16 protein-coding genes are annotated in these 14,504 nt (G+C 42.8%); 5 read left to right on the top strand and 11 right to left on the bottom strand.

Features of this window, described 5'->3' with window-relative positions:
• Window positions 1-7: 7 nt before the first annotated feature.
• Window positions 8-532: a thioredoxin family protein gene (locus ACOOE0_RS18435; protein WP_420402243.1), complete on the top strand. Its 525-nt coding sequence runs from the start codon at window positions 8-10 to the stop codon at window positions 530-532.
• A gap of 10 nt (window positions 533-542) precedes the next feature.
• On the opposite strand, the gene guaB is transcribed toward ACOOE0_RS18435, so the two are convergent.
• Window positions 543-2,015 (bottom strand): IMP dehydrogenase, encoded by a 1,473-nt coding sequence (gene guaB / locus ACOOE0_RS18440; RefSeq protein ID WP_420400374.1) that lies wholly within the window; start codon window positions 2,013-2,015, stop codon window positions 543-545.
• Between the two features lie 141 nt (window positions 2,016-2,156).
• On the opposite strand from guaB, the gene ACOOE0_RS18445 reads away from it, so the two are divergent.
• On the top strand, window positions 2,157-2,507 hold the full coding sequence (locus ACOOE0_RS18445) for a DUF6686 family protein (RefSeq protein ID WP_420400375.1): 351 nt from the start codon (window positions 2,157-2,159) through the stop codon (window positions 2,505-2,507).
• A gap of 37 nt (window positions 2,508-2,544) precedes the next feature.
• Here ACOOE0_RS18445 and ACOOE0_RS18450 read toward each other — a convergent pair whose 3' ends face one another.
• The 6 genes from ACOOE0_RS18450 to ACOOE0_RS18475 form a co-directional block, all read right to left on the bottom strand.
• Entirely contained in the window at window positions 2,545-3,039 is a 495-nt protein-coding gene (locus ACOOE0_RS18450; protein WP_420400376.1) for a hypothetical protein, read from the bottom strand.
• A complete protein-coding gene (locus ACOOE0_RS18455) occupies window positions 3,039-3,569 on the bottom strand; it encodes an FMN-binding protein (protein WP_420400377.1) in 531 nt (176 codons plus the stop codon). The genes ACOOE0_RS18450 and ACOOE0_RS18455 overlap by 1 nt, the downstream gene beginning before the upstream one ends.
• Window positions 3,570-3,641: 72 nt before the next feature.
• A complete protein-coding gene (locus ACOOE0_RS18460) occupies window positions 3,642-4,820 on the bottom strand; it encodes a hypothetical protein (RefSeq protein ID WP_420400378.1) in 1,179 nt (392 codons plus the stop codon).
• A gap of 151 nt (window positions 4,821-4,971) precedes the next feature.
• Complete coding sequence (locus tag ACOOE0_RS18465; RefSeq protein WP_420400379.1) at window positions 4,972-5,835, bottom strand: hydroxymethylglutaryl-CoA lyase; 864 nt, start codon at window positions 5,833-5,835, stop codon at window positions 4,972-4,974.
• Between the two features lie 107 nt (window positions 5,836-5,942).
• Window positions 5,943-6,983: a quinone-dependent dihydroorotate dehydrogenase gene (locus ACOOE0_RS18470; protein ID WP_420400380.1), complete on the bottom strand. Its 1,041-nt coding sequence runs from the start codon at window positions 6,981-6,983 to the stop codon at window positions 5,943-5,945.
• A 54-nt stretch (window positions 6,984-7,037) separates the two neighbouring features.
• Window positions 7,038-7,457: a hypothetical protein gene (locus ACOOE0_RS18475; RefSeq protein ID WP_420400381.1), complete on the bottom strand. Its 420-nt coding sequence runs from the start codon at window positions 7,455-7,457 to the stop codon at window positions 7,038-7,040.
• A 96-nt stretch (window positions 7,458-7,553) separates the two neighbouring features.
• Between ACOOE0_RS18475 and pepT the strand changes: the two genes are divergently transcribed.
• Together pepT and ACOOE0_RS18485 are read left to right on the top strand one after the other, a co-directional pair.
• Window positions 7,554-8,807, top strand: coding sequence for a peptidase T (pepT, locus tag ACOOE0_RS18480; RefSeq protein WP_420400382.1), 1,254 nt, complete (start codon window positions 7,554-7,556; stop codon window positions 8,805-8,807).
• Window positions 8,785-9,378, top strand: coding sequence for a YdeI/OmpD-associated family protein (locus ACOOE0_RS18485; RefSeq protein WP_420400383.1), 594 nt, complete (start codon window positions 8,785-8,787; stop codon window positions 9,376-9,378). The genes pepT and ACOOE0_RS18485 overlap by 23 nt, the downstream gene beginning before the upstream one ends.
• An 11-nt stretch (window positions 9,379-9,389) precedes the next feature.
• Here ACOOE0_RS18485 and ACOOE0_RS18490 read toward each other — a convergent pair whose 3' ends face one another.
• The 4 genes from ACOOE0_RS18490 to nusB all read right to left on the bottom strand — a co-directional run bounded on the left by ACOOE0_RS18490 (window position 9,390) and on the right by nusB (window position 12,585).
• Entirely contained in the window at window positions 9,390-10,736 is a 1,347-nt protein-coding gene (locus ACOOE0_RS18490; RefSeq protein WP_420400384.1) for a Gfo/Idh/MocA family protein, read from the bottom strand.
• 80 nt (window positions 10,737-10,816) lie between these two features.
• Entirely contained in the window at window positions 10,817-11,104 is a 288-nt protein-coding gene (gene yajC / locus ACOOE0_RS18495) for a preprotein translocase subunit YajC (protein WP_138834491.1), read from the bottom strand.
• A 15-nt stretch (window positions 11,105-11,119) separates the two neighbouring features.
• Window positions 11,120-11,599, bottom strand: a complete 480-nt coding sequence (locus ACOOE0_RS18500; protein WP_420400385.1) for a DUF1573 domain-containing protein — start codon at window positions 11,597-11,599, stop codon at window positions 11,120-11,122.
• Between the two features lie 38 nt (window positions 11,600-11,637).
• Window positions 11,638-12,585 carry a transcription antitermination factor NusB gene (gene nusB, locus ACOOE0_RS18505; protein WP_420400386.1) on the bottom strand — a complete coding sequence of 316 codons (948 nt, stop codon included), beginning with the start codon at window positions 12,583-12,585 and terminating at the stop codon, window positions 11,638-11,640.
• 167 nt (window positions 12,586-12,752) lie between these two features.
• On the opposite strand from nusB, the gene ACOOE0_RS18510 reads away from it, so the two are divergent.
• Window positions 12,753-14,504 carry an ABC transporter ATP-binding protein gene (locus ACOOE0_RS18510; protein WP_420400387.1) on the top strand — a complete coding sequence of 584 codons (1,752 nt, stop codon included), beginning with the start codon at window positions 12,753-12,755 and terminating at the stop codon, window positions 14,502-14,504.

The raw sequence follows: 14,504 nt of genomic DNA on the forward strand, positions 1-14,504 counted from the left end.
AGGAATGATGCGTGCAGTTTATACCTACTTGACCCGAATAGCTTTACTTCTACTATTTTTAGTTGGATTCCAATCCCATGCCCAAAATGTGAACTGGGTAAGTTGGGAGGAAGCAGTTCAATTGTCCCAAACGGATGCCCAACCCAAGAAGATTTTCATAGATGTTTATACGGATTGGTGCGGATGGTGCAAGAAAATGGACAAGGACACATTTCAGAATCCTGAAGTGGCAGCTTATATGGCCAATAACTTTTATATGGTGAAGTTGGACGCAGAAGGTAAAGACCCCATTGAGTTCAAAGGAAACACTTTTAAGTTTGTTCCATCCGGTAGGCGAGGATACCATGAATTTGCAGCAGCACTTCTGCAAGGCAAAATGAGCTATCCCACGGTAGTCTTTTTGGATGAAAACCTGAATATGCTCTCCCCTGTGCCCGGCTACCAAAAGGCAAAACCTTTTCTACAGATAGCCCGCTACTTTGGAGATGATATTTACAAAGACAAGGACTGGCAGGCCTACGCTGGTAAATAAGCCGTACTATTTATCTACTATAATTTGGACTTTCCTTGGTGATGGTGACATCATGGGGATGACTTTCGTTGATACCACTGAAGGTGATTTTCACAAAACGTCCGCTCTCCTTTAAGGTTTCTATATCCTTGGCACCACAATAGCCCATACCGGCTCTGAGTCCGCCAATGAACTGGTGCATGCTTTCATATAGATCGCCCTTATAAGGTACCCGACCAACAATACCTTCGGGAACCAACTTTTTGATATCATCCTCCACATCTTGGAAGTAACGGTCCTTGCTCCCTTCTTTCATGGCTTCAACGGACCCCATTCCTCTGTAGGATTTGAACTTTCGGCCCTCGTAAATGATGGTTTCACCTGGGGATTCTTTGGTACCTGCCAGTAAAGATCCCAACATTACTGTATCCGCTCCCGCAGCAATAGCTTTGGGAATATCGCCCGTATATCTGATTCCTCCATCAGCAATTACGGGAACCCCACTGCCTTTGATGGCAGAAGCAACCTCAAGAACTGCTGAAAATTGTGGAAAACCTACCCCTGCAACCACTCTGGTGGTACAAATAGAACCAGGACCGATACCTACTTTGACAGCGTCTGCACCTGATTCTACAAGATATTTGGCAGCTTCTGCAGTGGCAATGTTCCCAACAATCACATCTAGATTAGGAAAGGCCTTTTTTACTGCTTTAAGCACCCCAACAACACCTTTGGTGTGTCCATGGGCTGTATCAATAACTATGGCATCCACTCCTGCGTTGACCAAGGCGCCTGCCCTATCCACGGCATCCGGGGTAACCCCAATAGCCGCAGCAACCCTCAAACGTCCATACTCATCTTTGTTGGCAATAGGCTTTTGGGTCAATTTTGTAATGTCCCTAAACGTGATCAGGCCAACCAATACATTGTTGCCATTCACTACAGGGAGTTTCTCTATTTTGTTTTCCTGAAGAATCACTTCGGCCTCTGCTAAAGAAGTTCCTTCGCCTACGGTTACCAAATTCTCAGAAGTCATGACCTCGGTAATGGAGCGATCATCGTTTTTCTCAAACCGTAAATCCCTGTTGGTCACGATGCCCAACAACTTTTTGTCATCCCCAACAATGGGAATACCCCCAATGCTGTGTTCCTTCATATTGGCTTTGGCATCCCTTACGGTGGAATTTAGAGGAAGGGTAACTGGATCCATGATCATTCCACTTTCGGCCCTTTTCACCTTTCGAACCTTGATGGCCTGCTGCTCAATAGTCATGTTCTTGTGCAATACCCCAACACCTCCTTCCTGGGCCATGGCAATGGCCATTTGGCTTTCGGTCACGGTGTCCATTGCTGCAGAAACAATGGGAACGTTAATAGTGATATTTCGCGTGAATTTGGTTTGGATATTGACTTCTCTTGGGAGAACTTCGGAATATCCAGGTACGAGAAGGACGTCATCATAAGTCAATCCTTGGCCGACAATTTTGTTAAGGTGGGCTTCCATTGCAATTACGGATTAATTGCGTGCAAATATACCATATTTTAATTCAATTGTTCCCCCACTATAAATCGTTAACAATTTTGCGTTTTTATTATTTAGATTCATTTTAAATAAGTGTATATTTGATATCGTAAATCTGTCATTATGTGCCCCTCCATCAAGATACTGAACCAAAGCAAAAACGGGATTCTTACGTTCTGCAACCAAAGCAAACTTTTTCAACTGGTATACAACAATTTGTGTTTTGAGTTCTATGAATGGGAGCTGGAAGCATTTAGTGACCACCTAAAGTCTCTTGATCTAAACTATTGGGAAAAAGCCATGCCCTTTGCACCTACATCGAGAAAAATTCCCATTTCGGTTGGGAATAAGTGTTTTGTGATTTTGGTAGATAAAAACGAGGTTCTGGAATTAAAACGTCTCTTGAAAATCACCTCTAATTCTGTGAAGTTCCTATCGGCCAAGGATATCAACTACAGGTTTATTGAAAATTAATCTGGAAGGCGGTCATTTTTTCCGCTTTAACCCCTTTTTAGTTTCTCATTGGCTTAAAGGCTTGTAACAATACCAAACCTGCAGAAAAGCTAAAGGTCAGGGTCATCAAAATCCCTGAAAATATGACTACATATTTCATCCAAGAGATGCCCAACCACATCAAGTAAATGCCACCAAAAGTAAGCAGGGCCGAGAAAAAGGGTTCGATGGTCAAAAATAGCTTCCAACCTTTTGGAAATCGGGTTATCCAGACCAATCCTCCCAAAAGCAAAAAGATAAAGGACATGGAAAGGATATGGGTGTGCACTATCGTCAACATTTCCCGCTCTCCTTTTTTGAATTTCATAATCTCGGCACTTTCATCGGCTTCATTACCCAGATAATTCTCCTCCACCCCTGCAGGCGTGGTGGACTCGGTTTGCCTTACAAATAAGATGCCTGTAAAAAACCCAATAGAAAGCACTACCACAAAAGCGGCAATAAAAAGTCGTATTTCTCTTGGAAATGTACCCAGAAGGCCGTTGTAACGCATTATAAATTCCCGTTTTTCTGAAGAATCCCAATGGTTTGCAGTAGGTTGTCCATGGATTTGGTCATCGATCGCACCGAAATGGTAGCTCCTGCAATTGCATCTATGTTAGTTTCACTACTCACACGATCGTTTCCGCTTTTTCCCAGAAATTGCTTCAACCACCTTTTGCTGCCTATCTCACCACCATACTCTTCACGGTACACCAATACTTTGGAGTTTACCACTTTGAGCTCAGTATCAAAAACAACCAGATAATCAAATTTGGCCGTTTTGCTGGGAGCTTGATCCACAAATGCATAGCCTAAAAGTGTGTTTTGAGCGGATACTTCGTAAAAATTCTCTCCAGTGATCTTAGCGGGAAGTTCTTGATTGACTTCTTCGGAAACCGAAATTGGACTAAATGAAACCCCCTCCACGTCAAAAGTCTTTTCCACTTCCTTGACCACTTTTTTGTGTACAGCTTTGGAAACTCCAAAGGCACAGAGCATCAGGGCAAAGGAAATCAACGCGCATGAACTGATCAGTTTCATATCGCAAATATATTAATTTAGACTTATTATGAATAGATGGAGGCCTAAGAAAATGAATAAAAAAAGGTGTGGTTAAAACCACACCCCTATTCCAAAGTTCAAACGGTCTGTAACATCACCGTCGTCCAAAGCGTTGCTTCTAAATTGATAGTCTCCTTTGACCACTACCCCAGGTGCTATATGATAGGTTAGACCTGTTGTTATATCGGTTCTATCATAGGCTTCATTGGCGGTTAAACTTCCATCCGTATCGGCATGGGTATTGAACGCCTCATAGCGGGCAAAAGCAAAAAGTTTTTGTCTCTGACCTGTAGGCAATAAATTGTACGCACCTTCTACATACCATCCTTGCAATGCACTACCCAAATCCCTTCCGGTTAAAGTATTGTAAGCCTCGGTATCAGATAGGGAAGCGTAGATAAATTGGCCTCTTGCGGTAAAGCGGTTGAAGGCATATCTGGCATCCAGACCCAACATGGAAATCCCGATATCCGATCCATCAAAAGTCTCCACATCATCCTCTGCTTGCGTACGGCCAAAATAGGTGGAGAAACCCAAACGAAGCCCAGGAATACCATAGTAGTCCAATTTAGTGGATAGGTTAGGCTGATCTATGGTTGACTGAATTCCTTTTTGTCTTCCACTTCTTAAACCGTTGGAGCCTTTTAAGATACCGGTAACCCCGCCTTCTCCATCAGATTCAGCGGATTTAAATCCGTTGAACAAATATGCTTGATATCCCAAGGAAAGGGAGTTAAAACGACCTGTCACACCCACTCCCAGTTCTCTCCAGGTGGTTGGGACAATCACATTATCAATGGCTGGCCTTTCTGTTCCGTTGAAGGTAGTTGGTTCGTGAAATTCGTTCACAATTCCCATAGGTACCAACATTAATCCCCCTCGGATATTGAAATTTGGAGCTGCGTTGTAATTAACAAAAGCCTGCTCCACAAATACTTCCTCTACGTGTTCAAACTCAATCTCCGTAACAAACTGGGTACGATCGTCAAAACGATATCCCAATAGCACTACCAAACGCTGCACATCTATTTCCCCGTTCTGCCCTTCCGGTTGGTTATAGAGCATCTCCCCATAGGCTCCCAAAGTAACTGCAGAAGCATAGTTTCCAGAAAGGATACGCTGGGCTGCATTTAACTGTTTTTGGGGATCAAACTGAATCGAATCCATGCGGGTCTGTGCAAAAAATAAGGTTGAAAATAATAAGGCTGATAAGAGAAAAAAATGTCTCATTGAATGGTGTTTGTTTTTATTTAGATTGAATTCAAATAAATTGAGGCGCAAATATATTTCCAGCTTTTTAACCAGCCAAATTAATTTAGACTTATTTTAAATAAAATTTAAGATTTAACAGAATGAGAAACAGGTGCTGTTTGAACTGCCATTAATGATAGGCGGAGAAAAGCTCGGTAGCCTTGTTATACGCTGCCTCAAATACCATCCAATTCACGCCTGTCGCAGCCTTTTGTTCTGTGAAATAGGACAGCATTTTCTCAGTGGGCATATTTCCTGTTAGCTCATCTTTGGCCATTGGGCAGCCCCCAAAACCCTGTACAGCACCATCAAAGCGTCTACACCCAGCCTTATAGGCGGCCTCTACTTTTTCATGCCACTTGGTAGGTGTGGTATGCAAATGCGCTCCGAATTCAATGTGAGGATATTTGGGGATCAAGTTGGAAAATAGATAGTCAATGACCTCTGGGGTCGAACTTCCTATGGTATCGGACAACGACAAAATAGAGGTCCCCATAGCTGCCAATTTTTCGGTCCACTCCCCCACTATCTCCACATTCCATGGATCACCATAGGGATTTCCAAATCCCATGGACACGTAGGTAACCACCTCTTTGTTGTGGGCATGGGCAATATCCAAAATTTCCTTGAGCGTCTCCACAGATTGGGCAATGGTCTTATGCGTGTTCCGCATTTGGAAGTTTTCCGATATGGAAAAAGGATATCCTAAATAATGTATCTCTTGGTGTTGACAGGCATTATTGGCCCCTCTGGTATTGGCAACAATGGCCAAGAGTTTGCTTTGGGTCTTGGTCAAATCCAATTGGGCCAATACCTCTGCGGTGTCCACCATTTGGGGAATGGCTTTGGGAGAGACAAAGCTGCCAAAATCCAAGGTATCAAAACCACAACCCAATAGGGACTGGATGTATCTTACCTTCTCTTGGGTGGGAATGAAAGTCTTGATGCCTTGCATGGCATCCCTAGGACATTCTATGAGTTTCACATCGGACATAGGCTGCGTATAAAATTACCACTTATTATCCGATACCAGATGAAAACATGGGTGGTGAAAAACCAACTTTTCCCATTATCCTAGATTGCCTTGAACGGCAGCACCCACTAGGATTTTTGGTTTAGGATGGCTTTGTTGATTTTTTTGACCAAAGTTGGTCCTTCGTAGACAAAACCAGTGTAGAGCTGGACCAAATCCGCTCCAGCTTCCAATTTTTCCAAAGCATCTTCCGCGGAATGTATACCTCCAACTCCAATAATTGGGAAGGCCTTTCCGCTTTTTTCTGCCAAAAACCGGATGACCTCCGTACTTCTCTTGGTCAAAGGCTTCCCACTAAGACCGCCTTTTTCCTCAGACTGAATCAAATGGGATTTAAGCCCTTTTCTGGAGATGGTGGTATTGGTGGCAATGATACCGCTGATGTCCGTCACTTTTACAATATCCACTATATCCAGTAACTGCGCATTGCTAAGATCTGGCGCAATCTTAAGTAGAATGGGCTTTTCTTTGGATCCCATTTTTTTCGCAAACTTCGCGTTTTGCTTTCGGAGTTTCTTGAGCAAATTGGTCAAGGGTTCCTTGTCCTGCAACTCCCTAAGTCCAGGCGTGTTTGGGGAACTTACGTTTACCACAAAGTAGTCCACGTGCTCAAAGAGGGCTTCAAAACAAATTAAATAGTCCTTAACGGCATCTTCGTTGGCTGTAACCTTGTTCTTGCCGATGTTACCACCTATTAAGACTTTATGCTTCTTTTTTAATTGCTCCGCTGCCTCAAAAACACCTTTGTTATTAAAGCCCATGCGGTTGATGATGGCCTCATCCTCCAACAACCGAAACAATCGCTTTTTGGGATTTCCTTCCTGGGGTTTAGGGGTCAAGGTTCCTATTTCCACAAATCCAAAACCAAAGTTGGAAAGCTCATTGTAGAGAATGGCGTCCTTATCAAATCCCGCAGCAAGGCCTACTGGGTTCTTAAATTTTAGTCCAAAAACTTCCCGCTCCAGTCTTGGGTCATTGATGAGATACAATTTTCTAAAAAGTGGCCCAAAACCCAATTTGGAAAGAACCCGTATCGCCTTAAAAGAAAAATGGTGGGCAGTTTCTGCATCAAGCAAAAAAAGAATGGGGCGAACGAGGAACTTGTACATTCAGAAAATTTTGGACAAAAATATAAACTCTGCAATCAGAATCTTACAAAACCATTATTTTTCGTTGACCGACCTATCTACATAGATAGGACGCAAGGTAAGTTGGCTACAAAGTTCCAAATAGAGATTGTATTGCCTATCGTTGAAAATGGACAACAAACGCTTGTCCAACATACGAACGTTCTGTTTCATACTATCCAAAAGATCTCTGTATTTGTAAGATACGGCCATTAGATCCTCAGGAGAACTCTGCGCGTGTTTTTTCAGCAGGTATTTGGCCTGGTCCTTTAGGTACCCATTTCGCACTCTAAGCTCGGCCGACCAATTTTTAAACTGCTCCAATTGGACCTCATTCAATTGGAAAACCTCGGTGATGGCCTCATCATCCTCACCCCCTATCCCCAAAGAACAATCTTGTTGGGTATAAGCGAAGAAACTGAAACACAGGGATATTAGAAGTAAAGATGTTCTCAATAGTTGGATTTTAGCGAAGGGAAAAGATAAGTTTTAAGGCACTTTTTTTACCAAAATCACGATTGAATAAACGTTATTTTTGATGAAACGCACTTTATGGACAAATTATTAGCCCGTTTTCTGGAATATGTTTCCATAGATACCCAGAGCGACCCTTACTCAAAAAGCACCCCTAGTACCGAAAAGCAATGGAATTTGGCCAAGAAGCTGGTCTTGGAACTGCATCAGATCGGGATGCAAGAAGTCTCCATAGACGAGAACGCCTATATCATGGCCACGCTTCCCAGTAATATGGAGAAAGAAGTGCCCACTATTGGCTTTATTTCCCATATGGACACCTCACCAGATTTTAGTGGGTCAAGGGTTAAACCCCAGGTAGTGGAAAATTATAATGGGGAAGATATTGTCCTGAACAAGGCAAAGAACATTGTTTTGTCACCCAGCTATTTTGAGGACTTGGAGCAATACAAAGGTCAGACCCTGATTACTACAGATGGCTCTACCCTGTTAGGTGCCGATGATAAGGCGGGAGTTGCAGAAATTATCACCGCCATGGAATATTTGGTACAGCATCCAGAAATCAAGCACGGAACCATACGCATTGCCTTTACCCCAGATGAGGAAATAGGCAGGGGGGCACACAAATTTGATGTGGAAAAATTTGGGGCAGATTGGGCCTATACCATGGACGGAAGTCAAATTGGGGAACTGGAATACGAAAATTTCAATGCAGCCAGTGCCAAAATCAAGATTGAGGGAAAAAGTGTGCATCCAGGCTATGCCAAGGGAAAGATGGTGAGTGCCATTGGCATTGCCAATGAGTTTTTGGGGTTGTTGCCCTCTAAGGAAGTTCCGGAACACACTTCAGGACGGGAAGGTTTTTTTCACGTGCACAAGCTAAAGGGAGAAATTGAACTCGCCGAAATCGAACTCATCATTCGGGACCATGACGGTGGCCACTTTGAGGCTAGGAAGGAGCTCTTGAAAGATATTTCGAACAAACTGAATAAAAAGCACGGAGATTGCATTCACTTAAAAATTGAGGAGCAGTACCAAAATATGAAAGAAAAGGTGGAACCTGTGTTCCACATTGTTGAAATTGCTGAGGAAGCTATGCTTTCCTTGGGCATAGAACCTATTATAAAACCTATTCGAGGTGGAACAGATGGTTCCCAACTCAGTTTTATGGGCCTGCCTTGTCCCAATATTTTTGCGGGAGGACATAATTTTCACGGAAAATATGAATATATTCCATTGGAAAGCATGCAAAAAGCCGTCCAGGTCATTGTGAAAATCTGTGAGTTGACCGCCATTCAAATTCAATCCAATGGAAAGAGAAAAAAGTCTTGAAGCCTATTACGCAAAAGAACATCCCTTCAAGGAAGGTATCATGTTACTTCGTTCGCTAGCCCTTCAAACGGACAGCGAAGAAACCTTTAAATGGAGCATTCCTGTCTATACGGTAAATGGGAAAAATGTGTTTGGAATCTGTAGGTTCAAGAGTCATTTTGGGGTTTGGTTCTTTAACGGTTCTTTTCTGAGCGACCCTAAAAAAGTGCTTCGAAATGCCCAAGAGGGAAAAACAAAGGGCATGCGCCATTGGAATTTTGATGCTTTGGATGAAGTGGACCAAAGTGCGGTGGTAACCTATATGAACGAGGCCATAGCCAACGAAAAAAAGGGCTTGAAAATTAGCCCTGAAAAGAAAAGTGGAGGCACCGAAATCCCTGCATTGCTTCAATCCCAATTGGCTGGTAGTTCCAGCTTAAAAGAGGCATTCGAATCCTTTACCGCCTATAAGCAAAGGGAGTTCTGTGAATACATCTCCGAAGCCAAACAGGAAAAGACCAAATTGCGGCGTCTGGAAAAAATCCTCCCTATGATCCAAAATGGCACCGGATTAAATGATGCCTATCGGTAAAATAAAAGGAATCAACCGGTTGGTAATTTCCACCCATTATGATAGGCTTGAGCTAAGTGGCTATTGGCTTCATCGCTTCCAAACTTGGCTTCTTCAGTATTCCAGAACAATCGCTTCCCTGTTTTAAAGGCAATATTGCCCATGTGGCATACCCTTGCGGTATCATACCCAACTTGGATTGGGGCATTCAATATGCCCGAATTTCTGCTTTTGACCGCTTCCAAAAAATTGGCCGTATGCAAATCCAAGCCGTTGGCTTCCACATTTTGAAGGGGAACAGCTTCTATCTTAGGCCCATTGTTTTGGTTCCAATTGGGTCTGTCCTTTTCAGGAATAACCTCCCAACCTCCACGGTTTAAAACCAAGGTTCCGTTGTTTCCAATAAAGGCAATTCCATGATCGCGCCCGTAGTTGCCCCCATCAATTCCTGTGGCATGTTCCCACAGTAAGGAGAACCCGTCAAATTCGTATACCGTTTGAAGCGTGTCTGGTGTCTCTTCGGCATCATCCGGATAGGCAAATTTCCCTCCAATGGCCATAACCGATTTTGGATTGGCTGCCTTCATTCCGTAGAGCGCATAGTCAATCAGGTGTACTCCCCAATCTGTCATCAATCCCCCAGCATAGTCCCAAAACCATCTAAAATTGAAGTGAAATCGATTTTTATTAAAGGGACGATCAGGCGCAGGTCCCAACCACATTTTGTAGTCCACACCATCTGGCACAGGAGCATCCGGTACCACTGGAATGGATTGCATCCAACCTTGATAGGCCCAAGCCTTTGCCAATCGAATTTGGCCCAATTTTCCCGAATGCACATAGTTAATGGCATCCACAAAATGGGGTTGGCTTCGTTGCCACTGGCCGATTTGAACCATCCGATCACTGGCATTGACCTTCTTGAGCATGGCATCACATTCCGCTATGGAATTGGCAATGGGTTTTTCGCAGTACACATCCTTTCCAGCGTCCACAGCATCCACCAGTTGCAGACAATGCCAATGGTCTGGCGTTCCTATGATCGCAATATCTACATCCTTGTCCTCCAACATTTTTCGATAATCCCCATACCACTTGGGTTTCTTGATCCCTGCTTTTTCCAGAGCTTCGGTTTTGGTGGCAAGAACATTCTTATCCACATCGCAGAGGGCAACCACCTCCACTTCGCTATTTTTTAAAATGGACAACAAATTGGCAAAGCCCATCCCGTTGCAACCGATCAGTCCTACCTGAATTCTATCGTTGGGACTGGTCTTTTTTCTAATGGTGGCCAAAAGTTCTGGTGGAAATAATAATGAAGCCCCCATTCCTGCTGTTAGTAAGGATCCTTGTTTGATAAATTGTCTGCGATTGCCCATGATGGTTGATTTTGCCCTTAAAATACAAAAAGCCCCTTGAAAATAAATCCAAGGGGCTTTCTATTTTGTTATGTTTGGAATCACTTTTTAGCAGGAGCAGCTAATTTTTTGCTCATTTCCATGGAGATGGCAGAACGATCAAATTTAAGCCTTCCGGCCATGGTTTCGATCACACAGGAATAATCCTTGTCATTGAGTTCCACAACTTTTCCATGAAGTCCACTTTTGGTAATGATGCGGTCTCCTTTTTTCAATTCCGATGCAAATTTCTTCTCATCCTTTTGACGCTTCATTTGAGGCCTGATCATGAAGAAATAGGCCACCACAAAGATGAGCATCAAAGGTAAAAACTGTCCGAGGTTTTCCATTGTTAGTTTTTGGTTCTAGTTTACAGGCCCAGCTTGTGCGGCGCTCTTTGGATTTACAAAGGCCTTGATTCGCAACAACTCTGTACCCTTTTCAGTGTTGGCTGTTACGGTTACGGTCTTTGTTACTTGGTTTTGACCCGATCCGTTGAACTTCACCAAAAGTTCTCCAGTTTCACCTGGGCCAATAGGTGTATTTTTAGGGTATTCAGGAACGGTACATCCGCAGCTACTCTTAGCATCGGTGATAATCAATGGGGCGTTCCCGGTATTGGTAAATGTAAAGGTTGTTTGTTGTGCTGTACCTTGGGTAATGGTACCAAAATCATGCTCTTGCTTATCAAAACTCATCACAGGAAGTTGCTTCTGTGCCTCATCCCTATTGGATGCGTCCTCCACATTATCAGCAACTATTTTGTTGGATGCCTTGTCCTTGCAAGAAACACTTACAAGTCCAATAGCCAAAATCAAACTTAAAATTGTTGTTACTTTTTTCATGTTAAAAATTTATTTGTCCAAAATTAATCAAATATTGTTTACTGAAGTCCACGACCCATTTTTTGCAATTGTCCTGTGGACTTATACTCCTTGGCCAACTTGTCCAGCACCCCATTGATAAAGATGCTGCTCTTGGGGGTGGAGTATTCCTTGGCCACCTCCAAATATTCATTTAAGGTTACTTTTTCAGGTATCGACGGAAAATTAAGCAGTTCGCAAATGGCCATTTTCAGAATGATGGAATCTATTTCGGCAATTCTATCATTGTCCCAATTTGGGGTTTTCCCTTCAATCTCCTTTTCCCATTTGGCATCGTTCAACAAGGTTTTGGTCAAAAGATCATTGGCATAGACCATATCCTGTTGATCCTTGAGCAAAGCAGGTAAAAAGAAGCTCTCATTGGAATCGGCAGAGGCCTTTTTCAATTTTTTCACCATATAGGTGTTCACTATGGGAATGTCATCCACCCAGGTGAGCTTGTCATCCTCAAAATATTCATAGATTTTCTCGTTTGGTGCGATGATTTCCTTGAACAATTGAATGATGATTTCCTTATCCTGCTCATATCCGTTAGCGGTATCGCCCATATAGGTTTTGTAAATATCACTGCCCATTATTTCCTTATGGATGATTTTTACATACTCCTCATTGAGGTACCAATTATTCAATTTTCTATCGGATAGTGCTTGCTTAAGTTGTTTGTTGGAAGCAATCTGGACCAACAACCGATTTTTGATAAACTTCTCTGGGTCTGGATATCCGTCTTCCTCGGAAGCCAAGTATTTCTTGGATGCGTGCTGCACGTGTTTCTCTGCCAGGCGGTGCAGTTCTACCAACAGACTCAATACCAATAAATAGAGCACATACATGTTCTCTATACTTATTTTTAAAAATTTTTGCTGCTTCTCCAAGGAGTCGTCCTTGGACTGGATCAGTGCATATATGCACTGCATTACCTTAACTCTGATGTGCCTTCTGGTCAGCATTTTTAAGAACTTTATCGTGTTTTGTTGGCATTCACTGCGCAAAAGTAATCTTATATTTTCATCCAGCCTACCAAAGTTGTTTTCTTATCAGTTTTATAACATTTACTTTGTGGCTTATCGGCTATATTTGCTGAATTGTCATTAAATAAACCACCGCAATCCCTCCTATGAAGGAACTCAAGCACCTTAATAAATACTTTAAAAAATATTGGTTTAAGCTACTCATTGGGATTATCATCACCATAATAGCCCGGGTGTTTTCACTGATAATGCCGTCTTATGTGAACAAGTCCATACAGGCCATTGAAGCATTTGTTGGGAATACCCTTTCCAATGGGGAGGCCAAGGGAATTCTTTTTGAGTACATCCTAATCATTATTGGAGCAGCCCTACTATCGGGATTGTTTACGTTCTTAATGCGGCAGACCATCATCAATGTCTCACGGTATATCGAATACGATCTCAAAAACGAAGTTTTTGACCATTACCAACTGCTTAGCTTAAGTTTTTATAAAAAAAATAGGATTGGGGACCTCATGAACCGCATCAGCGAGGATATCAATCAGGTGCGTATGTATGTTGGGCCGGCCATTATGTACGGAATGAACACCCTTACCATGTTTGTGTGTATTATTCCCCTCATGTTTATCAAAGCGCCCACCCTCGCGGCCTACACTTTGATTCCACTGCCCATTTTGTCCGTATTGATCTATCAAATTAGCAAAATCATTCATAAACGGAGCACCAAGGTGCAGGAATTTTTGAGCACGTTGTCCACTTTTACCCAAGAATCTTTTTCAGGGGTTGCCGTGATCAAAGCGTATGGTTTGGAACCCAAAATCAACACCGAAGTGGAGGCACTTGCTTTGGAGGGCAAAAATACCAGTATGGATCTTGCCAAGGTCAACGCATGGTTCTTTCCATTAATGATCTTGCTCATTGGAATCAGCAACGTATTTGTAATCTACATTGGCGGAAAGCAATACATTGATGGGGAAATTGCCTCCATAGGTATTATAGCTGAGTTCATTCTGTATGTGAACATGCTTACTTGGCCTGTGGCCATTGTAGGATGGCTCACCTCCATCATTCAAAGGGCCGAGGCTTCGCAAAAGAGGATCAATGAATTTTTGCTGGAAGAACCCTCCATCAAAAATGAAGTTGCTGAACCTACCCCGGTAACCGGAGGTATTGAATTTAAAAACGTGACCTTTACTTATGAGGACACCAACATTACCGCCCTCAACAACATTTCGTTCTCCATTAAACCTGGGGAGACAGTAGCATTTTTGGGAAAAACAGGATCAGGTAAATCCACGATTTTGGATTTGGTCGCTCGATTGTATGATGCAACTTCCGGGCAGATTTTGGTGGACGGAAAGCCAGTGAAAGAGTTCAACCTGGATAGTTTGCGAAGTAGCATAGGGGCGGTGCCGCAAGACGCCTTCCTTTTCTCGGATACCATAGAAAACAACATCCGTTTTGGAGACGAAAACGCTTCCTTTGACGAAATTGTAAGCGTTGCCAAAAAGGCTGTGGTGCACGATAATATAGAAGGATTTGCCAAAAAATATGATACCATTCTCGGCGAACGTGGGATCACTTTGAGCGGGGGACAAAAACAAAGGGTTTCCATAGCTAGGGCCCTGTTGAAAAACCCTCAAATCTATCTTTTTGATGATTGCTTATCCGCTGTGGACACCGAAACGGAAGAGGAAATATTGAATAACTTGAAACAGGTCTCACAAAATAAAACCACCTTAATTGTGAGCCACAGGGTATCCTCTGCCAAGAATGCGGATAAGATCATAGTTTTGGAAAACGGCGCCATAATCCAAGAAGGTACTCATGCCGAATTGAACAATATTGAGGGTTACTATAAAGAACTATATCTGAACCAACTCTCTGAGAAAGAATAG

Origin of the sequence: Flagellimonas sp. (assembly GCF_965215805.1) — a bacterium.
GTDB lineage: Bacteria > Bacteroidota > Bacteroidia > Flavobacteriales > Flavobacteriaceae > Flagellimonas.